Below are 22,883 nucleotides of genomic sequence, written 5' to 3' on the forward strand. Positions count from 1 at the left end.
GAGTTATTTCAAGTTACGGATTTGATTCTCATCAAAACCTACGACATATGCACCATCTTTTTCAATAATAGGACGTTTGATCATACTGGTATGAGTGACTAAAGCTTGAATTAGATTATCTTGATTAGACAGAGCATCTTGTTGTTCTTGTTCGGATAGTTTTTTCCAAGTCGTCCCTTTTTTATTCAGTACGATATCTTGTCCCAAATGATCTAACCAAACTTTTACTGTTTCTGCAGCAATGCCTTGTTTTTTATAATCATGAAATTCAAAGGGTAAAGCCAATTCATTCAATAGATCAAATGATTTTTTCATTGAATTACAATTTTTAATTCCATAAATTTTCAGCATAGCGTGCCTTCTCCTTTCCACTTTTAAATACACAGTTTTAGCTTAACAAAAAAGGCAGTAGGATTGAACTGCTATAAAATTTACAAATTGAAAAGAAAGATTGTCATAAAATTGAAAGATTGATTGTTTATATTAAGCAATATAAACAATAATTAAAGAAAACTGAATAAAGATCAACAACGAAAAAACTTGAGAATAATAAATAATTGGTTTAAAAAAGAGAAAACCCGCATCTAATCATCCTGACTATGCGGGTCTCAATACAACGTCCAATGTCAAATCCATTAAAAATATAAACTTACGTAAATATTTTCTTTCCGTCCTACGGCGTCCTATCCCTTTGCTGTCATCCTGACAATGTCCCTGTGCCGTAAGACAATAATGCGCTTATTGGGTAAAATAAAAAATACGATAACACGACATCTCATGTACGATATTTGCATATATTAAGTGAACGATCGTTCACTTAAATTATTTGTGTTTTTATTTAGCCTAAAGCTTATAGTCAATAATCACAGGTGCATGGTCGCTAAACCATGTATCTTTGTAAACCCATGCATTGACAGTACGTTCTTTCCAGTCTGGTGAGCAAGCATGATAGTCAATCCGCCAACCGACATTTTTAGCACGTGCTTGTCCACGGTTTGACCACCACGAGTAAAGTTCTGCTTCTTTACGCACTTCACGGAAAGTATCAACATAACCCAATTCATCATAAATATGATCAAGCCAAGCACGCTCATGAGGTAAACAACCCGAAGACTTTTGGTTACCTGACCAGTTTTTAATATCAATACGTTTATGTACGATATTGTAGTCACCACAAACGATGACAGATTTATTGTCATCACGCCATTGTTTTAAAATGGCTTTATATTGTTCTAAGAAATGGTCTTTACGCGTTTGTGCCTCTTCACCTGAAGAACCAGAAGGTAGATATAATGAACAAATATGTACATTATGTGCCAGACCTAAATTAAACTCAGCACTGATAAAGCGACCTTGAGAATCGGCTAATTCAAATCCCAAACCATCTGTAATGGAAACAAAAGGTAGGCGGCTATAGATCGCAGTGCCAGCATAGCCGGCACGTTCTGCTGGAAATAAATGGGTATACCAACCTTCAGGGCGAAATTTTTCAGTCCATTGTGCATGGGTAATACGGCTTTCTTGCATACAGATCACATCTGCATCGGATTGTTCCATCCATTCAAGTAGACCTTTGGTGACTGAAGCTCGTAAACCATTTACGTTAATGGAGACAACACGTAAAATTTTTTGATCACTTGGATAGCTACTCTTTGGTATCATGCGCAAGTCTTACCTCTATTACAGAATATTTGGAGCACCTCATGTCAACGCCAGCTCAGTTTAACCCACAAACTTTTATCGAACTTGCATTATCACGTGGTGTGCTTAAATTTGGTGAGTTTACTTTAAAATCAGGTCGTGTGAGCCCTTATTTTTTTAATGCAGGTTTACTCAATGACGGTGAAGCATTATCGCTGTTAGCGCAAGGTTATGCAGATAAACTCACACAATGTAACAATGTTGAGGTGATTTTTGGTCCCGCATATAAAGGTATTCCATTTGTTGCAGCAACCGCTGTGGCATTATCACAAAATCATGCGATCAGTGTACCTTGGGGCTTTAACCGTAAAGAAGCCAAAGATCATGGGGAAGGTGGTGTGCTGGTTGGTGCAGCAGTTGAAGGCAAAAAAGTGTGGATTATTGATGATGTAATCACTGCGGGTACTGCGATTCGTGAAGTTGTCACTATCTTGAAAAATGCTGGTGCGACAATTGCTGGTGTTTTGGTGGCTTTAGATCGTCAAGAAAAAGGTCAAGGTCAACTTTCTGCAATTCAAGAAGTACAAAAAGAGCTTGAAATCCCTGTACATGCTTTAATTACTATGAAAGATTTGATGGATTACTTAGATGCTAAAGGCGAAAAAGAAGCTTTGGCAAAGATGGAAGCGTATCGTATCAAATATGGGATTTAAGACCGTAAAAATAATGATGTAGAGTAAGGAGCGTTGGCTCCTTATTTTTGTCGGTTGATTGGTTTTAGGTGAATGGATACATGCTTTTTTTAGTTTTGGTAGTCATCGTCGTTGTACTTGGTTTTTTTATAATACAGCAGCTAGATGAGCGGCGTTGGCAACGTTATCAGTTTGAACGTGATATGTTTTTCCGTGATCATCCTTTATTGCTAGAAGATTTGGATAGCTTTGATTATATGCTGAAATTAACTCATGCGATGCAGCGTAAAATTATCACGGAACTGATGTTAAAACCGACCATGCAACCCATATATAAAAAAGTCCGTTTACAACGTTTACCTGAAACCTCTCAAGAAAAATATCACATTCAAGTGTTGTTAAATGAGATTAAAATCGCAGAATTAGAACCAAATTATGCTCAAAAGTTTGGAGAAAGTTTAATTAAAACTGATTTTGAGATTGGTCGTCCGATAGAGGTATTATCGGAAATTTTAGTGATACAAAAAAATAGTCATGAACTCGGCTGTCAAATGTGTTTGCGTCTACCGCAGAATCCTACAGATATTGCGCAGTTACTTTTGGTCGAGCAAAAGCGTATGCAAAAAAACTAAAATACAAGACCGCATGCTGTAATAGAAAGCTATATCTCTAATCCCTATTTTAAGTATTTGCCTGTGCAAATATTGCGCAGCTGCATCAACTTTAAAAGAAAATTTACAACAAAAACAATTCTACTATTGTCCTATCCTTGATATTCAGCGTATTAATTGTAGTCTAGGTCAAGCATTTAAAAGTGACTACAATGTAACCTATCGGCATCGCCATGAAGATTTTGTGTAGTAGTAATTTAGGATAAAAATATGACCAATACCAATTATACCGAGATTTCAAATTCAGACGATTGCGAAAAATATGTGAATAAATTTATTCAAGACTTCGAAATTCGTTCTGCAGAGATCGGCAAAGGCACCGTCATTAAACGTGCATTACCGAGTCGTCACAAGCGCATGATTGGTGCGTGGTGCTTTTTGGATCATGCAGGTCCAGTCAGCTTCCCACAAGGTGATGGATTAGATGTTGGACCGCATCCACATATCGGTTTGCAGACATTTACCTGGATGATTGAAGGTACCATGATGCATACCGACAGTATCGGCTCAAAGCAGCTAATTCGTCCGAAACAAGTCAACTTAATGACCGCAGGTTATGGAATTTCGCATACAGAAGTTGCGCCTGAGTCAGAAACTAAAATGCATGCTGCACAACTGTGGATTGCTTTGCCTGATGATAAACTTAATATGGCACCGCAGTTTGATCATTATCCAGAGTTACCTGTAGTAACACGAGAGGGTGTTGAATTTACCGTGTTGGTCGGTGAATATCTAGAGACCACTTCTCCAGTGAAAGTACATAGCGAGCTTTTAGGAGTGGACTTAACCGCCCACGAATCAACGACCACACGTATTCCGTTAAATCCCAAGTTTGAATATGGTTTCTTAGCTTTAGAAGGAACAGCAACCATCAATGGGCATGAGCTGACCGATGACAATATGGTGGTGCTAGAGCCCGGCTTAAATGATATTGAAGTACAGTTGCATGCAGGTAGTCGTTTGTTACTGTTGGGAGGCGAGCCATTTGAGTCACCGATTTTATTGTGGTGGAATTTGGTTGGACGTACACAAGAGGAATTAAAAATTGCACGTGAACAATGGATCAACCAAGATCCGCGTTTTGGCTCTATTCCTGATTATGAAGGTCCACGTTTAGAAGCACCTGCATTCCCAGATAAAATGCGTCCTTCAAAATAAGAATTACGTTTTTGACATGAACTCAGTGCCAAAGTGCGCTGAGTTTTAAAAGCTATAACCCTAAAAAATATTTAAAATCTGTCTGGAGAATAACAATGGCAATTATCGCAAATGCAACAGTACAAACTTTTCCTGAAGCATGGTCAGGGGAAGTGACCAGTGGTAAACATCAACTGATTACAGATAAGCCAGAGTCTTTTGGTGGACAAGATAAAGGTTTAGCGCCATATGACTTCATTTGTTCAGGTTTGATTTCATGCACGATGATTACGTTACGCATGTATGCACAGCATAAAGAGATTGATTTTGGTGCATTTCGTGTTGAAGCAGATTTTAATGCCAATAAAGAAGGTAAAGAGTGGATTGAGCGCCGTTTATCTTTTGAACAAGAACTTTCGGATGAGTTAAAGCAAAAAGTTCTAGATATTTGCCAAAAAACCCCTGTGACTAAAACCTTATTACGTAGTGTTGAGATCAATACCTCGATTATTTAAACCTATCGTGCGGTGGCTGAGATATATAATGACACCTTGTTACGATACAAGGTGTCTTTTTGTCATGTGAATCCGTGATAGTCAAAGTATAAAAAATATAGGCAATAACAATGATTACACTCCATCATTTGCAACAATCACGCTCGATTCGTATTCTTTGGGCGCTAGAGGAACTTGGGCTTGATTATCAAATCCAATACTACAAACGACTACCAACTTTTGCAGCACCACCAGAGCTCAAAAATATTCATCCTTTAGGTAAAGCACCGATTTTGACAGATGCTGATTTGGTGATTGCAGAGTCGGCGGTAATTTTAGAATATTTACAAGCAACCTATGATCTGAAAAATAAATTCAAGCCATCTGATTCAGCCGATAGTTTGCAATACAGTTATTGGATGCACTATGCAGAAGGTTCTTTGATGCCATTACTGGTATTTAGTTTGGTAATGAATAATGTGCCAAAGCATGTGCCATTTTTGATCCGACCTATGGCAAAACAAATTGTCAACGGGGTGAAAGGTGGGTTTATTCAGCCTCGACTGACGGACCATATTGCGTTTTTAGAGAATTATTTAAAGCATCATGATTATTTTGCAGGTGAATTCTCTTTTGCTGATATTCAAATGAGTTTTCCACTTATGGCTTTACAGGAACGAGTCAAGGGGCAATATCCACAGCTTCAAAAATATATCGCTCGCATACAGCAACGTCCTGCTTATCAGAAAGCTAAATTAAAAAATGATGCGTTAAAATGAATCTGATATTTTTACCCGGTGCTTCGGGAAGTACAGATTTTTGGCAACCTGTGAAGCAGCTTTTACCCAACCATTTAAAAAAATCAGTTCTTGCTTATCCGAGTTTTGGTGGTCATCCTGATCATGCAGAAATACAAAGCTTTGAAGATTTACAAGCATATGTACTGAAACACATTCAGCAGCCTAGTGTTCTCGTTGCACAGTCAATGGGCGGGATTTTTGCTGTGCAAGCTGCTTTACAAAAACCTGATTTGGTTCAAGCTTTGGTATTGGTGGTGACATCAGGTGGTATTGATTTAAGTTCTTTTGCTGTAGCAGATTGGCGAGAGGATTACCAACTGAGTTTTACTGTACCAGAATGGTTTGTAGCACATCGTTCAGATTTGACTGAACAACTTAACCATATTCAATGTCCGGTATTATTGATTTGGGGAAACAGCGATCCGATTAGTCCTGTTGCTGTAGGTCAATATTTACAACAAAAAATGCCAAATGCTGCATTATTTGTGGTTGAAGAAGGACAGCATGATTTGGCAAATGTTCATGCGGATCAAGTTTCAGCATTGATTTTAGATTTTATTGAAAAGATTAAATAGAAAATGCCCAATCAGTATTGAGCATTTTGAATTTCACCTCATGGCAAAAATATATTAACTTTAAGCTAAGCAATCTTGTTTAGACACTAAATCTGGGCAACCCAATGGATTGAGTGCACATTTTAAATCTTCTATTTGTTCTTGGGTTACATAACCTTTAGATTTTAAATACTCTGCCACACGGTCATCACGTAGGCTTAGGAAAGCAGCATCATAAACTTCAAGGTCTACAAAAAGCGCAGCCGTTTCTAGACTATTAAAACGATCAAGGAAAATATCATCGCCATACATTAAAAACACATGGTCATAAGCTGCATGGGTATCAACATTTAAACGCTGTGCCAATGTAGTTGGTGAGGTTTTCACAAAAAGCAAATCAGATAATTCATCGAACTGCGTAAGATCAAGTACATCTGCACCAGTTTTAACTTTACCTAACCATGCTTTAAACACCAGTACGGCACCGCCACGTAACAACATACTCCAAATTTGATGACGGGTTTCATCATCCAAAGATTTACATTCATCTTTTAGCTCTTGAATCAGTAATTCTTCTTGTTGCGCAATCTTGTCAAATAAACCTAAACCTTGGGGTTGATAGGCAATCGGGGAGAATACATCAAACTTCAGATCTTCAAACACTTTGAGTGCTAAAGGTACTGCGGTTTGATAGAGCGCATTTAAGGCATGTAACTGTGCATCATCAAGTTTGCTCTGTGGGAAAACTGCTGTCCAGTCAATTTCAGGCAATATCGCATTAACACCATATTGACGGTGGAATTGTTGGGTTTGGTGAATACCGTGAGGAACTGCTTCTGAAATATTCATGGAAAACTCCTATTTATAAAATTTTGTGTTTGCATCATTCCTAATGCAAATTTATCTAACCAATATTTAGGATTTATGATTTATCTAAGATGCAATAGGAATAAGACTAAAGTATTAGATGTGGTTTTATTGGTTTTATATTGATTTAAATCAGGTATTTGAATAATTGTAACTAAGTGTACAAGTGTATAGTAATAAATTTGATTGAATTTGCCATAGAAAACAGCATGTTGAATTTTTTGGTCAATAGATGTTGCCTAAATCATCAATTTTTTGATCACTTTTGCCTAAATGTGCTAAAAATGTGGTCATTTCACTTAAAAAAAGCGCTTAAAAATTTATTTTTAAGCGCTATAAATGTATCAAAACATATTTTCAAAAAGTTTAAAAAGGCTATTTTGAGATTTTTAAACCTGATAGCCATGAACGTAATGAAGCAGGTTTTAGTGGTTTTTTCAACAAGACAATATTTAGGTCTTTTAAATGTTGTGGCAGTTCAGGGTCAGAGTCTGCGGTAATCAATGCCACAGGTACATTTTCCTGACGATTTTCTATAATAAAATCTAGCCCAATTTTATGGTCATTTAAATGTTGATCGACTAACCATACTTGGATATTTTCCTGTTGAATGATCTCTAAAGCTTGTTCAGGCTCAGTGGCTTTAAAGACTTGATAGCCCCATTTGGTCAGTAAGGTATTCATACCTTCTAAAATGGTTTCATCATTATCCAAACATAAAATCTTATAGGCTTTGGTACGCAATGGTACAGCTTGTACAGGTGTGGCGATCACTTTGGGCGCATCAACAATCGGTACTTCGATCATGAAGCATGAGCCTTTTCCGAGTTCAGAGTAAACATGAACAGGATAACCGAGTAAGCTGGTCATCCGTTGCACAATGGCTAAGCCAAGTCCTAAACCTTGTTCACCCCACGGTGACGTATGTCCACATCGTTCAAACTCTTGGAACAGTTTAATGCGTTGTTCTTCTGCAATGCCTGGACCTGTATCCCAGACCCCAATGCGAATATGTTTGCTATGCGCTGCAGAACGTAATACACCCACCACAACACGACCTTTGGCAGTATAACGTAAAGCATTACTGACAAAGTTTTGAATAATACGACGAATCCATTGTGGATCCGTGTCAATCCAAAACTGTGCATCATGTACTACCAGTTTGATATTGCGCTGTGCTGCGATGGATTTGAATTGCAGTTCCAAGTCACTGAGTAAATCATGCAATGGATAAATTTGCCGTTTCGGTTGAATCGTTCCGCCTTCTAAACGGGCAATGTCCAAAAGTGCAGAAAGCATACTTTCAGCACCATGCAAGGCACGATCAAGTTGTTGTAATGTTTTACGATCCTCATCTGTTTGTACACTTTGCTCAAGGGCGGTACTGAATAAACGTGCAGCATGCATCGGCTGTAACAAGTCATGACTGGCTGCGGCAATGAAGCGACTTTTTGACATATTGGCTTTGTCGGCTTGCTCTCGTGCCAATTGTTGCTCTGCAAGCGCGTTTGCCAATTGTTGCGTACGGTCAGAAACGCGAGCCTCAAGCACAGCTTCATTTTCACGGAATGCCGTAATATCGGCAAAGGTTGTCACAAAACCACCGCCTTCGATTGGATTACCTCGCATTTGAATCACACGACCATCTTTACGAATCCGCTCGAACTCATGTGCGCTACCGACTTTCATCCAGTGAATACGTTTTCGTACATGTTCTTCGATTGAGCCTGGACCACATTCTCCGCGTTCAGCGTTATAACGAATCAAATCGGCAATTGGACAACCGACATAGACCAAATCTTTTGGATAATCAAAAAGTTTTAGATATTGATTATTCCAAGCCACCAAACACATATTTTCATCGACTACACTGACACCTTGCGTCATGTGGTCGATCATGGTCATGATCAGGTTTTGGTTGAAGCGTTGCCATTGTGAGGCTTGATCCAGAATATTGGCAACTTGTCCTAAGGCTAAGCCGTTATTGACCATTGCTGTGGTAAGCAAGGTACGGGCGGAGGCTGCACCAATCGTACCTGCTAAGTACTGCTCGGTGAAACGCCACCACATGCCATTGGCACTGCTATTTTCATTCAGTACCACATTATTCATGATACAAAATTGGCGAAAAGCCTGAATGGTTGGCCCTTCGCCTGTAATACGCTTGGCTAATGCAATCAAATCTCCTACTTTTAATCGTGCTACATCGTGATTTAAATAACTGATGTCAGTTGAGGTGCTTTGGGCAGGCAAAGGTTTAGTTTCATAATAGAAGAAACTTTCTGCCTGAATTTGTTCAGCAACAGATGGACGGTAAATCCGAGAAACCCAAATATATAGAGTAATATTTAAGCCTAATGCCCATGTCACACCATGTGTCAGTGGGGCAAATGATTCAAAGCCAAACAATGCCTCAGGACGTAACCATTGAATATTGAATGGTCCATGCATTAAAAACTGCTGGGCAAACTGACTATATTCTGTAGGTAAACTACGTAATACCGTCGGCAAAAGCAGAGTATATGTCCATAAAATAAAGCCAACCACCAAGCCTGCATACACGCCTTGACGACTACCCCCACGCCAGTACAAACCACCAATCAAAGCAGGTGAAAATTGCGCAACTGCACTAAAGGCAAGTAAACCAAAAGTGGACAATTGATCAATATCATTAAAAAAATGGAAAAATAAAAAGCCCAAAAACATGACCGCAAGAATACAAATACGGCGTGTAAATTTTAGGACTTGAGGTAAGCGTTTGTCATGACGCGAAAGCAGATTCAAGCGCCAAAGCGCAGGCATAATTAAGTCATTGCTCAGCATGATCGACAGGGCAACCGAAGATACCAATAACATTCCTGTGGAAGCAGAAAAGCCGCCTAAAAATGCCAATAATGTCAGCCAATCCTGTCCATAACTTAAAGGCAGCGAAAGCACAGCAACATCGGGAATACTTAAATAAGCAGGTGCTGCATGTAAGGCCCAACTGGCAATGGGAATAATTGCAATAATGGTTAAAATTAAATAAGTTGCAAACCAACGCCGTGCACCACGAATATGTTTTTCATCACGTAACTCAACCACTGCAACGTGGAATTGGCGAGGTAAACAAATAATTGCTAAAGCCGCAAGTAAGGTCTGAATCCAAAATGTTTCAGGCACGCCAAACAACTGTACTTCATGGAAAGTTTTCGTCACATCTTTAGAAATTTGTATTAAATTAGCTGGATTTTCAAAGATAAAAAAGAAAGCAACACAGAGTAAAGCAAAGAGTTTGACGAAAGACTCAAATGCTACAGCGAGCATCAAACCGCCATGTTGTTCCGTATTGGCGATTTGTCGTGTACCAAACATCATGGCTAAAATGGCAAGTACAGCAGTTAAGCCGAGGACACCATTGGTAGTGGTAGAAATGACCTGCGTATTATGTTCCAGCATGACTGAAGCACTAAGAGCAATAGCACGTAACTGTAGGGCTAAATAGGGAATAATGGCGATGACAGCAAGAATAGTTACTAAGGATGCCAACGTACCGCTTTTGCCATAACGTGCGGCAACAAAGTCAGCAATCGAGGAGATCGCATGGTGCTGACGTACTCGACCTAAACGTCGCCAAATGTCATAGCCTAAACCGACAAAAAGGAGTGGCCCTAAATAGATCGGAAGGAAAATAATGCCTTCACGAACGGCTGCACCTGTTGCGCCATAAAATGTCCAAGAAGAACAATACACACCTAATGTTAGACTAAAGAGAAGCATTCGCCCTCTTGTGCTCAAACGACTCGCATGTTTTTCGCCAAAGAATGCACAGGCAAATAAAATTATGATGTAAAGGGCGAGAACCCCAATAATCAACCAACTATTCATAGCGACTACAGTTTAAAAATCTGCCCTTATGATAGCGCATCCATGAATAGTCATACTCATTCCGTTCAAAATTTAACGACCAAAGTCTAAGTTACGTTTTGCCATAAGATTGTTAATTTTAGCTCATCAAAATAATGATTAAAAATTGCAATCAGTGGACTGGTGGCAAATCAAGGAGCAAGATTATGGATGAGAGACAGGTAGAGGCGATTCTACAAAATCCAAAATTCAAAGAAATGGTGGCTAAGAAAAGAAATTTAAGCTGGACGTTAACTGCAATCATGTTGTTTGTTTATGTTGGTTTTATGCTTTTGGTTGGCTATAACAAAGAGTTTCTATTAACCCCTGTGTCACCAGGTGGTGTGACGACTTGGGGGATTCCTTTAGGCTTGGGTATTATCGTTTTATCTTTTCTTCTGTGTGGTGTGTATTCGTACATTGCCAATAACAAGCTTGATCAATTAAATGAAGAAGCAATGCGTGAAGTAGAGGCAATTGCCCACGAAAAAGGACTACACTAAGATGAAGAAATGGAATTCTTTCAAAGCTAAAGCTGCGCTTGCATCAACTGCGTTGCTTTCTACTGTTGCTCAGGCTGGTCCAGACTTAGGTGCTGCAGAACAACAAGCTACTAACTGGCATGCGATTATCATGTTTGCCATTTTTGTGGGTTTAACCTTATTCATCACTAAATGGGCAGCAAAACAAACCACCAATACTGCTGATTTCTATACTGCAGGTGGTGGTATCTCAGGTTTTCAAAACGGTTTAGCGATCGCAGGTGACTATATGTCAGCCGCATCGTTCTTGGGTATTTCTGCAATGGTGTTTAGTTCAGGCTTTGATGGCTTGTTGTATTCACTGGGTTTCATGGTGGGTTGGCCAGTCGTATTGTTCTTGGTTGCTGAACGTTTACGTAACTTAGGTAAGTTTAACTTATCTGATGTAGTGTCGTTTCGCCTAGAAGAAAAGCCTGTCCGTACATTGGCTGCAGTCAGTTCTTTAGTGGTTGTTGCATTCTATTTGATCGCACAAATGGTCGGTGCAGGGCAGCTGATCAAACTTCTCTTTGGTTTGAACTATAATATTGCTGTAGTAATCGTAGGTCTTCTGATGATGGCATACGTAATCTTCGGTGGTATGTTGGCAACGACTTGGGTACAGATCATTAAAGCAGTCATGTTGCTTTCTGGTGCAACATTCATGGCATTTATGGTCATGAAAGCTGTTGGCTTTAGTTTTGCTGAAATGTTTAACCAGTCGATCCAAGTATTCTCTAAAGTACATGACGTTAGCTTTGAAAAAGCAGCTGAAATCATGGGACCAGGCAGTTTAGCGAAAAATCCACTAGATGCTTTATCTCTTGGTTTAGCATTGATGTTCGGTACAGCAGGTTTACCACATATTCTAATGCGTTTCTTTACAGTGAAAGATGCTAAAGAAGCACGTAAGTCAGTGGTGGTAGCAACAGGTTTCATTGGGTATTTCTACTTACTTACATTCATCATTGGGTTTGGTGCGATTCTTTTCGTTTCAAACAATCCACAGTTCATTGATGTTGCAAAAATGGCAGTCACTGGCAAATTAGAACTTGTTGGTGGTAATAACATGGCGGCGGTTCACTTGTCTGACGCAGTAGGCGGTGACTTGTTCATGGGCTTTATTTCAGCAGTAGCATTCGCAACAATTCTTGCAGTAGTGGCAGGTTTAACATTGTCTGGTGCATCTGCAATTTCTCATGACTTGTATGCCAACGTATTGAAAAAAGGTCAAACAACCCCTGAATCTGAACTTCGTATGTCTAAAATCGCAACTTTAGGTCTTGCGATCTTTGCAATGATCTTAGGTATTTTGTTCGAAAAACAAAACGTTGCATTTATGGTCGGTTTAGCATTCTCTGTCGCAGCGTGTGCAAATTTCCCAGTGCTTGTACTTTCAATGTTCTGGAAAGGTTTAACAACTCGTGGTGCAGTAATTGGTGGTGTTGTTGGTCTCGTAACAGCAGTGACATTAATTATCTTATCTAAAGCGGTTTGGGTAGATACTTTGGGTATTTCTGATACACCAATCAACTCATTTAACGGTCCTGCAATCTTTGCAATGCCATTAGCATTCATCTGCTGCTGGTTGTTCTCAGTTACTGATAACTCACCACGTGCGCAAGCAGAACGTAAAGCATTTGATGCACAGTTTGTACGCTCACAGACAGGTATTGGTATTTCTGGTGCATCTGACCACTAATATCAAATGGAATACTTCGTTCTAAAATAGCAAATAGGTCGACACTATTTTATTTAACCAAACGCCCAATGAGCTTCATTGGGCGTTTTGTATTTTAAAGACTGATGTGGACGGCATGATGTGTGGCTGATAAAAACAGTAAGTTGAGATTTATACCCCCAACTTTGTCGAAAGTTAGGCATTTTTGAGATTTTTACTCATTTTTCTGGGGGGGTAAAAAATAAAGGATTGAAAATATACCCCCATTTATACCTCCACATATACCTTGATTGCAATAGATTACCTGTCATTTCGTAGGCAACAAAAAAGGCTTAAACCTTTGCAGTTTAAGCCTTTCAGTACCCCGTTGGATGCTACGGGAAGCTAATTTGGCGGGAAAGAGGGAGTCATATTTAAAAAATAAGTTTATGATAAAAATAAAATAAATAATTATTCATTTTATTTAATCCCCCAATCGTCCCCCATTTTATAAAAGTATTGATTTAAGACGCTATGGTAATAGTGAACCATTTAATAATTTGGTCGCTGCTGCTGTATTGGATGGATTTAAGCCCTATCAAACTGTTTTAGAAATCTAAGAAAATAAAAGAAGGGCATTCAGCCCTTCGTCTTTATTTTTTGCTGTCACACTCTAGATATATGAATTTTGGTGATACGAATTCAGATTCATAATAGATATAGTTGTATTTTTCAACTTGTTGTCCAAAAATAACTTTCCATTTTTTTTCATTCATGCCGTCTGCGTCTTGAAGATCCATTGGGTAGTTGAATTCATGAATACTTAACGAAATATTGGAGGTTGGTGCAACAATCATATAATTCCCATTTCGTAATTGAATGCAATCTTTCATTGAAAGCTGTTCATGTTCAATATCTGTCGCAGAATATACATTTAAAACATAATTGTTTGATAAATTACGTTGTACGCAAAAAAATAAAGCCAAAATTTTAGATTGATGATTTTCATGAAATTTTTCAATCATATTTGAAATTTGTTTCACAAGTCCTTGCTCTACAAACTCTTTATCACGCAACTCACATTTCTCCATATTAAACGTATAGATAAAGTGATGAAGATTAAAACGTTGTTGAGTTTTAAACAGCTTTTTCATCACAGGTACATTTGCTTTGCGTATTTCTTTGATTAACGTAATTCGTTTATCACGATCGTCAATTGCACTTTTACTGGTTGAATGGCTTTTCAATTCATATACGAATGCATCTACAATAGGTTTTATCTGCTCAACATAATGTTCATTGTGTAATAGCATTGGATTAATAGGTCCATCTGAAACGTAACCCAAGTTTGTATATGCCTGATTTACAGCCTTTACACTCTGACTGACCTTGAAAGCAGGATGTTGTAATAGCGGAGTACTGATAGGGTAAATAGATTGCAAATAATAAAAAGCATGATCTGTATGTGGGCTATTACTCACACAGTATTGGATAACGGTCTGAGCATTTTTTTTGGTTTTTCGCTTGAAAGGCTGATAGTAGGGATTGGTTACGATTTCTGAAACTTTTTGCATAATGGATAGGTTAAACTCACCCCGACAAAAATAAGGTAAATTGGTGTTTTCTGTCGTATTGGTAGGTTGCATTAACATGTTCATAATGGTCTCGTTTTTTTCAAATATGGGTATTGTGCTCTCTAAGGTTGAGAGCATCTGTGGGATGTTTTGAATTAGACTAATATTGATCCTGCGGTGATCTGACGAGGCCTTCCTGCTTTGCTTTTTTCAAACTTACGCGTGCTATACCCAAACGTACGATAGTTGGTAAGCGTTTTCTCGATGATGAATTGATCAACTTTAGTGATGTAATCTACAACGGAGAACAGTATGTCAACTTTTTCTTGATCATCATGAACAAGCATACCAATGGCAAGTTTTTTGTAAGCGGCTTTGTTGTGGTTACAGCTATGATACGTGCCTTTATCTTGAGTAATTTTTCTCCACAAGTTACCAAGTAGATCAGCGTAGAAAGTATGATTTTTATAGATATTCCCATCCATAAAAAAAATAAAATGATAGTGATAGCCTTTTTTTATTCCATATTCTAATTTCCAGATATAACCGACAATTGGAGGTACTTTATCATTTGGTGTATGGAGTTTTTTTAAGAAAATGCTTAAGTAAGTTTTCATTAGTTCAAGTGTGATTTCAAATTTTCTATAAATCGAAAAATCAATTCTGATCACCAGTAATTTACTAAATTTACTAATTAATTTATTAATTAGTCGTTTGGCTTTCTTATTCTGATTTAAGCTTTTTTCTTTGCGTAGTTCCACTGCTTTTTTATAGTCGATATCATTCGATAATGCCTCGAAGAAACGTTGGTAGAACTCGTTTAAAATTTGAGCCTTGAACTTGTAATGAGTTGTACTGATCGCTATTGGTTCATTGTGAGCAAGTTGCCAAAAGTTTGTAGATGTATCATTTACAATATGTGAAGGTAGACACTCTACGCAGATCTTACGAAATAGGTCATTCTCAGCACTTGTGTATTTGACATCAAATATAAATCTTGGATCAATGTTTTTTAATGCATTATGTAAAGATCTATGATTTATTTTGTACCATTGCTTTTTTTGGGAATGAGACTCATATACATGGTTGTTTCCATACGTTAACATCTTTTTAATGAGTTGAATGACATTATCTTTATGTCTTGCTTCATCATCATCCATAATTACAATATTTTCTTCATCTATCTCATAAATTTGATATTTTTCATAATTATCGTCAGGATAATCATTTAGGTCTGTGTTCATATAATTCTCTTTTAGGTAAATTTTAAGTGAGTGAATCCATACCAAGGCATGGGTAGCCTTGGTATGAGTGCTAATACGATTGGTTGATGTTTAGATGAGAAGTAAGATGAATGATAATCAATTTAATTAAATGTATTATTTATCAATAGAATATATTGATTAGCAGTACTTATTAATTACTTATTAATTAAATATAAAATCCTAAATTATTGAAAAATATGACAACGATGATTTCAATAATCCATTTCATCTTTTCCTCAGTAATATCGATTTTCATAATCGAAAGTCGATTTGGAAAGTTAGCAGGTAAAACGTTGCTCAGCTTTAAGCTCAAGCCATTGAATGAGTTCATGCTCAAACCAACCTACAGCGTTCAAACTAAGCTTGATAGGTTTTGGAAACGTTGGATCATAACGTTTCGATTTTTCATTTATCTTTTCATATATGACAGAACGACTTACACCTGTAATTTCAATGACCTTTTTTAGTCGATGGATTGTAGGTGGTTGTAATGTATTAGATTGCATAAGATTTGACTCCGTGATTGAATAAGCCAAAATTAACAACGTATCTTTGGAAAAAAAACAGCGAATGTAATTCCAAACGGGGAAGTATGAAAAAAAATTCAATAGAATTTCTTAAAACGGCATGTTTCATTCGTACCAAACAATTCATTGATCAGGAATTTGAGCGTTATGCATTCATGCATCGCTATCAGAAACAGTTAAATGACTTGAATGAATTAAATCAATTAATCGTAGAGAGAATGTCTCAAAAGATCGGTGCGGTTGGTAATTTTTTACCACATCATTCTGAAAGGAAAATTGAATCAGAAAAGTTTGTTGAAAATGAATTGAATCAAGAGACTCTAGAAAAAAAATTAGAAGAATCTAGTTTATATAATGATTTTCTAGCACAACATCCTGAAATGAAGTTTGTTGCAAATTTTATGAAATTTGATTCCAAAAAGTTTTTTGAGTTAGAGTTATTGGCTGTATTTTGGGGGGATACTCAATATGGATCTGATTTTAAATCATCCATTTTAGATTTTTTTCAGATTATTTCGAATCAAGAATTTAGAGACAGAGCCTTTCAAACTTTGAACTTTATTAGAGGTGATAAAGAATATAATCAATTATTTGAGAGCGCATTCTCACTTACAGATATTTATGATTTAGCTGCTTTAAGTTTTAGAATGCAATTTGATCCGCTCAAATTCTTAATGCCACTGTGTTTAGAGTTTCATACAACTTTTTCCCGATTACCTTTTCAGCATGAGTCACTAATTCATTATCATTCATTGATTAATTTTTTGACACCGTTGGATACATTGAGAAAAGATCAGAATAAAGTATGGGCACAACCAAAAAATAAATTAGCACAGCGTATTTTAAATGGTGAAGAAATTGATGAGAATACAGCCACTATTCCAGAAATAAAATTAACGTTTCAAGTTGCACTAGATAAAGGGCTCTCATTCTATGATGCAATGTATTTCTCTTTGCTTGATGTGCACAGTATTTTGGGGCGACAGCTTAGTGAAGGTAATTTAGAGCATATTCCATTCCAATTAGAACAACTCACCAATATGATTGAATTTTTATCGGACAAGACTACGAAAGTTCAAACACGACATCCAAAAGAAAAATCCCTAATCGTAAGCTTTCAAAGTTTAATCTTGCACTATTTTAACTTTTTCAAAGAAATGGAATATCGCGCGCATAAAAAGGTAACAATTCCCAATAGTTTTAACCAATTTTTATACGACTTACTTAATTTGAAAGAGCACAAAAATTACTATCACTATAAATTGAATCCAACACACTATAGTAATGATAGCGACAAGATTGATATCTTATATTCAACTCATATGGAAGATCTTTCTTTTTCATATGATCCAATAAAGAAGGCTTTAAAGAATAGAATAAAACAAGTTGATTATCCTCAGATTCTCAGACAACCAAATTTGCAAACCGAAGTGATTAATCTATCTTCGCTTATAAAAAGTGAAAAAGATTTTACTTTTGTTGAACGATAGTTATGATTAAAAAGTAGCTTCTAATAAAGAGCACTTAATCATTAAAAGTGCTCTCGTTATTGGAACTGTTCTAAGATCAAAATGTGATACTTAAACTCCCTTGATCAGTAATGAGTTCAGCTTCAAGGACTTGATCGCCTTTACATTTTAGTAAATATTTGACAGTTTGACTGTAGTTCATAGTCACAGGCATTTTGCTATAAAAATCGCCTGTACTAAATCCACAGCGACCACGGTTAATATTTAGACCTTGTAAGGTAAAAGGTTGTTCATTGGTTGATTGAATTTCAATAAAATATTCCATCGCACCCGGCACATTAAACGCTGATTGGGATTCTTGGGCAGTGATCCTTCCTCTAGCACTAATTGTAGCTTGCTGTTCATCTTCAAGGGGTATGTCAGCAACTTCCTGTGTATTGTTCGGGTTAAGATCAGTTTCCATCATGGCTTTGAGTACATCTGGAAATTTATTCCAGCCATTGATATAAGACTCAGCTTCTTTGACCTCGGCAGGCAAATATACGTGTCCATTTTCCACAATCATTTCCATATCGTGGAGTTTGACCTTTACTTCTTCTTCGGTGTAGGGTGCATAGATAGACTGAGTTACTTTGCTTGTGGCAGCAGTTTCAGTGGACTGACTTTGTTCACTCCCTGAAGATGGTTCATGGTTCTGACTACAGCCTGATGCTAAAAGTGTAAGTGTGATAGCTAAAAGTGAAGTTTGGATTTTCATATTTTCCCCCGATTTTTTATTGTGATATTTGATATGTTTTTAATATTGCTTAATTTACTGAACAATAGGCAGAACAAAGCCTATAAAGGAAGCTTGTCCTTTAGAACAATTGAATGAGCAATAAAATTTATTAATGATGCCTAGGGCAACAATGGAGTTGAAAATCGTTTTAGAGAAAATAATAAAAATAGAAAATGCTTAGTCATGGATATGACTCCTTTGGCTATGAAAGAAGTTCCACCAGATTACTGTCAAATAATGGTGGCGAAACGAAAGAGGGTTGACAGACTGATAGCCAAAGGATCAGCACACCGAAAGGTGTCCCCCTCCCGTTCCGCCGCAGAGGAGGACACGCAGGGTCGCCCACCAAAAAGATAGACTTTTTAGTGTGCTTTGGCTAAACGGTCTGTCAAAACCGACTGACAATGTAGGTCAGCAGTTGAATGATAAAATTAAGGTGGGGTTTAGTCAATCAAGCTTATAAAAATCTGATTTTAAAAAATAAGTAAAATCAAAGATAGGAGCGTTGATTTTTTGCAGATGCCTAACAGTGTTAGGCATTCTGATTGGATGCGTGTAGATATGGATTTATTATTCTTTATCTGGAAGGCTAGAGGTAAATGCCTCTGGAGGAATCGGTATTTTACGGGATTTAAACATTCTTTCGGATTCAGGTATTTGTTGCATTTGATCTTTCATCCACTCTTCAGAAATAACAGGATGATTACTTAATTTTTTCATAGAGGCTTCAGGGGATAATGGGACTTTAGCTACTTGTGGTGGGAATATCCCAAGTTTATTAAGTTCCGCCTCATAATAGTTTTTCAGATCAAGCGTGCTCTGCAATAGTTTTTTTAATTCAGTGACTTCATTTTGTAATGCAATCACGCCCTTCATTTTTGGTTGGATGTTTACTAAGACTTGTAGAGCTTGTTCTTCATCAATAAAGCCATTGGTAATTTTAGCTAATTTTCCTGAACGAGTGGCATGTCTAATTTGATGTGATGAGAAGCCATATTTTTCACAAAAACTGGCAATACGTATTTGAGTCATAGTTTTAAAGTCGTGATAGAAGTTTTGATTAATCTTAATGATTTTATCTTAGTAATCAATTGGTAAGGTACTAGAATTGATAAATTAATTTAAAGGCATATTGGTAAAGTGTATGTTGATTATAGGTTATGCTAGTTATTGTTAAAGAAGTCTTGCTGATCCACAGCAAGACTATAGAGTTATTTAAATTAGATTCATTAGTGAATCAGTTGTTTACACTGTGTTGATTCAAAGTGATTCATAATGTCGGAAGGAAATATCAATTGGCCATGACGCGGATCTATATAGGATTTATTCATGTCAGCCTTGCAATGGTCTAGCATGTATTTGGCAATTTCATATTCATCACCTTCTAAAGCCAACATAAACGGTGTGTAGCCTGAGATAGGTAACTTTGCAGGTTGATTAACATCTGCACCTGCATTCAGTAAGGTAAAGACTATTTTTTTAAGTTGTTCCGTTGATGCTTTAGGTTTCATGACTTCAAATAGTTCTTTACCAATTTTCCTTCCCATAGATGAGTTTAGATTTTTCAAAACGTCATCTAATTTGAGTTTCCCCGCAGAATGCTGGTGTAGGCTGTATTGGCTTTGCTCAGGATGTAATAAGGTCTGCTTAATCATGTCTTCAAAAGTAACCTTCCTCTGCGAGAGATGAAGCAGTTTCAAGGTGATGTGCAAGGGGCTATGATGATCAATATCTGCGAGTAAATTGATATTGCAGCCCATTTGAATAAGTGTGTTAACTAATTCAAGATCACCAATTTGAATGGCTAGATGAAGAGCACTTAAACGTTTTTTTGAAGTGACCGTGTTTAATGTTGCTGGTAAAAAAGTATGCTCCAAGAGCATGGATAAGATCTGTCTTTGCTCAGCAGTTAATTCAAGGATATTATCATTTAAGCACATGGTAAGAGCAGAATCGTTGTTGCTACTCATTTGATTAATATCTGCACCTGCATCGAGTAAGGCTTTAACTGCTTTAACATCACGTACCTGAATTGCATGTAACAATTGAGGCATTTTTACAGTATTTTGACTATCGACTTTGATAACCTTATTCGGTCGACTCAGGTCAATTCTTAAATTGTCTTTCAAGATTAGAAATTTTTGCTTCGGGATATTTTTTAGGAAATCACATGCTTCAACAATGAATAATTCTTCATTGAAGACTTCATATGTACTTGCTCTAAAAGCATTAAGTTCCCATGTCTCGAACACATTTTCCAATTTAAACTTTTGCGGAAGGTTATCGAAATCTAAATCAACTTTAGATAAACGTAGATTATAACGAATGGCGATATTGGCGAATTTTCTAAGTATGTCATTTTTAGGAGTTTGAAGTAGAGAACAAGCGGTGAAGGCTTCAGTCAAAACTTGCCCTAGGTTACGCCCATCATAACGCATACAACATTCCACACATTCTAGATAGTTCTGAATTGCATCATCCAGCTTGCCAGTAAATAGGCAATAACGTGCTCTAGCCCAATGACCACTAAAGCGAAGGCTTTCAAAGTCTGGATGAAGGTCGATTGACTCCATAAATAAATCAATATTGGTGAGACTAAAGCGAAGTTGGTCAGATAGCCCCTGAATACGTTTATGTAATAGTGCTAACGTACCTTCCGCATTACTTTTGTATTCATCTAAAATAATATTGTCTTTGGGGATCTGTAATAAAGATGAGAAAATAAACTCATTTAAAGACAAATGTATATATACGGATTCATTTTCAGTCTTGAGGTGTTGCTGAATAAAAGGAGCAAACTCTTGATCTGATATTTCCTTCTCAGTTACGCCATTCTTATAAAGGCTGTCTAAAGCTCTAGCGGTTAAAAGAGCAGAGAGAGTATCGATCTGCTTGGTAAAATGGATATGCTCCTTAACAATAAGTTGTAGGCTTTGGGGATCAGGTAATTCCTCTAAATTACCCCATACTCGGAATCGATCTCGGAGCTCTTTATCCAATTTCTTAGCATCAAAATTCTGCTTCAGAAGCTCACGCAAAAAATGAGTTTTTTGCTTTTTGCTCACATGTCCAAGTGAAACCAAATGTTTCTTCAAGATAGGAATAAATTTTACTGAGATCATTAAGTTCAGAAAGTCATCTGTGGTCTTTTGATGAGCATCACCATTCAGGCTGAACAATAATTGGAAACTATAAAATTCCTGCATCGCTTGCTTGAATGCATGAATCATTTTGCTTTGAGTTTTTGCTGAGAAATATTTGGTACTAAAAAGTGCTTTGATAAAGCTCTCTTCAAAATAATGCGGATAGTGAATATTATCTGTATATTCATCCACTTGCTTTGCTAGACCAGTATAGTTCTTTAAACCAAAATGATTTGCCATTTCTCTGAGAAGAGCCGTGCCAGTAGGGAATTGTAATGTTGGAGTTTGCATATTAGTTTCTTCTTAAAAATCGATTTACATCATGTTTAAATTGTTGAAAGCTTCTAAAATCACTCGGAGTAGATGGTATGGCTAACTTTCTGTCTCTGATCATTAAAAAGTTATGCTTCTTTCCTTTAGTCAAATGAATGGACTCTTGCTTTAAAAGCTTGGAAATGAATTGATGAATGTCTTTATTGTTGGAAAATTTCATTTCAATCATCATCATCGTCGTATAAGTGATTATCTTGATTAGCCTGACATGATGAGCATAGATCACCATTTACAATATAGTTGTAATGCTCTCCTTCGGGTAACGCATCTCCGTAGAGTGTTGTACAGCATTCGGCACATTGATATAAATTAGCCATGATTAGCTCCTCTTTAGCATAGGAGTAATATAGACTTTGCTCGATAAAATATTAGCAAAGCAGTTGGCGGGAAAATATCAAAAAAATGAAAGTAGCACATGTTTCGGAATAAGCATCCTAAATAATTTCAAATACATAACATCCTAATGAGAATCATGAAGCTCTTTTGAGATCACATGAAAATATGAAAACAAAGCCTGCCATCGAGCAGGCTTTTTTATGCCCAAAATTTAAGGAGTCGAGCCATGAGCTTGAGCTGCCCCTTTTGTCATTCAACTGAAGTCATGTTGGTTGACGCAAGTACACAACAATCCAATACCACCTTATCCAGCTTGGTCACACCTACCACATTAGGTGCATTGGGAACCACAGTCGCAAAGTCTTTCAATCTACCACCGATCATCGGTGGGATCGCAGGAACAGTAATAGGCAGTGTATTGAATTCATTCACCGAAACTAGTGCACCACCACCGCAGAATTTGTGCTTCTGCCACAACTGCTACCAAAAATTTCCAACGCATCTTCTGCACTAATTAAAGTCAGTATTAACACAGA

21 protein-coding genes are annotated in these 22,883 nt (G+C 37.1%); 10 read left to right on the forward strand and 11 right to left on the reverse strand.

Going from position 1 to position 22,883, the window contains the following annotated elements:
- Nucleotides 1–3 precede the first annotated feature (3 nt).
- Entirely contained in the window at nucleotides 4–351 is a 348-nt protein-coding gene (locus DJ533_RS03130) for a Spx/MgsR family RNA polymerase-binding regulatory protein (RefSeq protein ID WP_065993147.1), read from the reverse strand.
- Nucleotides 352–843: 492 nt separating this feature from the next.
- Nucleotides 844–1,662 (reverse strand): exodeoxyribonuclease III, encoded by an 819-nt coding sequence (locus DJ533_RS03135; RefSeq protein WP_065993148.1) that lies wholly within the window; start codon nucleotides 1,660–1,662, stop codon nucleotides 844–846.
- Between the two features lie 41 nt (nucleotides 1,663–1,703).
- Here DJ533_RS03135 and pyrE point away from each other — a divergent pair, with 41 nt between their 5' ends.
- The 6 genes from pyrE to DJ533_RS03165 all read left to right on the forward strand — a co-directional run bounded on the left by pyrE (nucleotide 1,704) and on the right by DJ533_RS03165 (nucleotide 6,010).
- The gene (gene pyrE, locus DJ533_RS03140; protein ID WP_065993149.1) at nucleotides 1,704–2,354 is read left to right on the forward strand and encodes an orotate phosphoribosyltransferase; all 651 of its coding nucleotides are present in this window, start codon (nucleotides 1,704–1,706) and stop codon (nucleotides 2,352–2,354) included.
- Nucleotides 2,355–2,434: 80 nt separating this feature from the next.
- Nucleotides 2,435–2,965, forward strand: coding sequence for a hypothetical protein (locus tag DJ533_RS03145; protein ID WP_065993150.1), 531 nt, complete (start codon nucleotides 2,435–2,437; stop codon nucleotides 2,963–2,965).
- A gap of 249 nt (nucleotides 2,966–3,214) precedes the next feature.
- Nucleotides 3,215–4,162 (forward strand): pirin family protein, encoded by a 948-nt coding sequence (locus tag DJ533_RS03150; RefSeq protein WP_065993152.1) that lies wholly within the window; start codon nucleotides 3,215–3,217, stop codon nucleotides 4,160–4,162.
- A 95-nt stretch (nucleotides 4,163–4,257) separates the two neighbouring features.
- Entirely contained in the window at nucleotides 4,258–4,656 is a 399-nt protein-coding gene (locus DJ533_RS03155; RefSeq protein WP_065993154.1) for an OsmC family protein, read from the forward strand.
- A 110-nt stretch (nucleotides 4,657–4,766) separates the two neighbouring features.
- Complete coding sequence (locus tag DJ533_RS03160) at nucleotides 4,767–5,414, forward strand: glutathione S-transferase family protein (RefSeq protein ID WP_065993156.1); 648 nt, start codon at nucleotides 4,767–4,769, stop codon at nucleotides 5,412–5,414.
- Nucleotides 5,411–6,010, forward strand: a complete 600-nt coding sequence (locus tag DJ533_RS03165) for an alpha/beta fold hydrolase (protein ID WP_065993163.1) — start codon at nucleotides 5,411–5,413, stop codon at nucleotides 6,008–6,010. The genes DJ533_RS03160 and DJ533_RS03165 overlap by 4 nt, the downstream gene beginning before the upstream one ends.
- Before the next feature lie 60 nt (nucleotides 6,011–6,070).
- On the opposite strand, the gene DJ533_RS03170 is transcribed toward DJ533_RS03165, so the two are convergent.
- Both DJ533_RS03170 and DJ533_RS03175 read right to left on the reverse strand, forming a co-directional pair.
- Nucleotides 6,071–6,838 (reverse strand): hypothetical protein, encoded by a 768-nt coding sequence (locus DJ533_RS03170; RefSeq protein ID WP_065993165.1) that lies wholly within the window; start codon nucleotides 6,836–6,838, stop codon nucleotides 6,071–6,073.
- A gap of 393 nt (nucleotides 6,839–7,231) precedes the next feature.
- Entirely contained in the window at nucleotides 7,232–10,723 is a 3,492-nt protein-coding gene (locus tag DJ533_RS03175; protein ID WP_065993167.1) for a PAS domain-containing hybrid sensor histidine kinase/response regulator, read from the reverse strand.
- 185 nt (nucleotides 10,724–10,908) lie between these two features.
- On the opposite strand from DJ533_RS03175, the gene DJ533_RS03180 reads away from it, so the two are divergent.
- Nucleotides 10,909–11,244 (forward strand): DUF485 domain-containing protein, encoded by a 336-nt coding sequence (locus DJ533_RS03180; protein WP_065993169.1) that lies wholly within the window; start codon nucleotides 10,909–10,911, stop codon nucleotides 11,242–11,244.
- A 1-nt stretch (nucleotide 11,245) separates the two neighbouring features.
- A complete protein-coding gene (locus DJ533_RS03185; RefSeq protein ID WP_065993171.1) occupies nucleotides 11,246–12,964 on the forward strand; it encodes a cation acetate symporter in 1,719 nt (572 codons plus the stop codon).
- 611 nt (nucleotides 12,965–13,575) lie between these two features.
- On the opposite strand, the gene DJ533_RS03190 is transcribed toward DJ533_RS03185, so the two are convergent.
- From DJ533_RS03190 to DJ533_RS03200, 3 genes are all read right to left on the reverse strand, one after another.
- Entirely contained in the window at nucleotides 13,576–14,580 is a 1,005-nt protein-coding gene (locus tag DJ533_RS03190; protein ID WP_065993173.1) for a hypothetical protein, read from the reverse strand.
- 71 nt (nucleotides 14,581–14,651) lie between these two features.
- Nucleotides 14,652–15,740 (reverse strand): YagK/YfjJ domain-containing protein, encoded by a 1,089-nt coding sequence (locus tag DJ533_RS03195; RefSeq protein ID WP_058644653.1) that lies wholly within the window; start codon nucleotides 15,738–15,740, stop codon nucleotides 14,652–14,654.
- Nucleotides 15,741–16,039: 299 nt separating this feature from the next.
- Nucleotides 16,040–16,267 (reverse strand): helix-turn-helix transcriptional regulator, encoded by a 228-nt coding sequence (locus DJ533_RS03200; protein WP_017400743.1) that lies wholly within the window; start codon nucleotides 16,265–16,267, stop codon nucleotides 16,040–16,042.
- Between the two features lie 86 nt (nucleotides 16,268–16,353).
- On the opposite strand from DJ533_RS03200, the gene DJ533_RS03205 reads away from it, so the two are divergent.
- On the forward strand, nucleotides 16,354–17,778 hold the full coding sequence (locus DJ533_RS03205) for a hypothetical protein (protein ID WP_065993176.1): 1,425 nt from the start codon (nucleotides 16,354–16,356) through the stop codon (nucleotides 17,776–17,778).
- 76 nt (nucleotides 17,779–17,854) lie between these two features.
- Here DJ533_RS03205 and DJ533_RS03210 read toward each other — a convergent pair whose 3' ends face one another.
- From DJ533_RS03210 to DJ533_RS18615, 4 genes are all read right to left on the reverse strand, one after another.
- A complete protein-coding gene (locus DJ533_RS03210; protein ID WP_456054921.1) occupies nucleotides 17,855–18,508 on the reverse strand; it encodes a hypothetical protein in 654 nt (217 codons plus the stop codon).
- A gap of 597 nt (nucleotides 18,509–19,105) precedes the next feature.
- On the reverse strand, nucleotides 19,106–19,567 hold the full coding sequence (locus tag DJ533_RS03220) for a hypothetical protein (protein ID WP_065993180.1): 462 nt from the start codon (nucleotides 19,565–19,567) through the stop codon (nucleotides 19,106–19,108).
- 197 nt (nucleotides 19,568–19,764) lie between these two features.
- Nucleotides 19,765–21,969, reverse strand: coding sequence for an ankyrin repeat domain-containing protein (locus DJ533_RS03225; RefSeq protein ID WP_065993182.1), 2,205 nt, complete (start codon nucleotides 21,967–21,969; stop codon nucleotides 19,765–19,767).
- A gap of 203 nt (nucleotides 21,970–22,172) precedes the next feature.
- Nucleotides 22,173–22,328: a hypothetical protein gene (locus DJ533_RS18615; protein ID WP_171488526.1), complete on the reverse strand. Its 156-nt coding sequence runs from the start codon at nucleotides 22,326–22,328 to the stop codon at nucleotides 22,173–22,175.
- Nucleotides 22,329–22,573: 245 nt separating this feature from the next.
- Here DJ533_RS18615 and DJ533_RS03235 point away from each other — a divergent pair, with 245 nt between their 5' ends.
- Nucleotides 22,574–22,861 (forward strand): hypothetical protein, encoded by a 288-nt coding sequence (locus DJ533_RS03235; RefSeq protein ID WP_080592093.1) that lies wholly within the window; start codon nucleotides 22,574–22,576, stop codon nucleotides 22,859–22,861.
- Nucleotides 22,862–22,883: the final 22 nt, after the last annotated feature.

Source organism: Acinetobacter defluvii (genome assembly GCF_001704615.3).
GTDB classification, from domain to species: Bacteria; Pseudomonadota; Gammaproteobacteria; order Pseudomonadales; family Moraxellaceae; genus Acinetobacter; species Acinetobacter defluvii.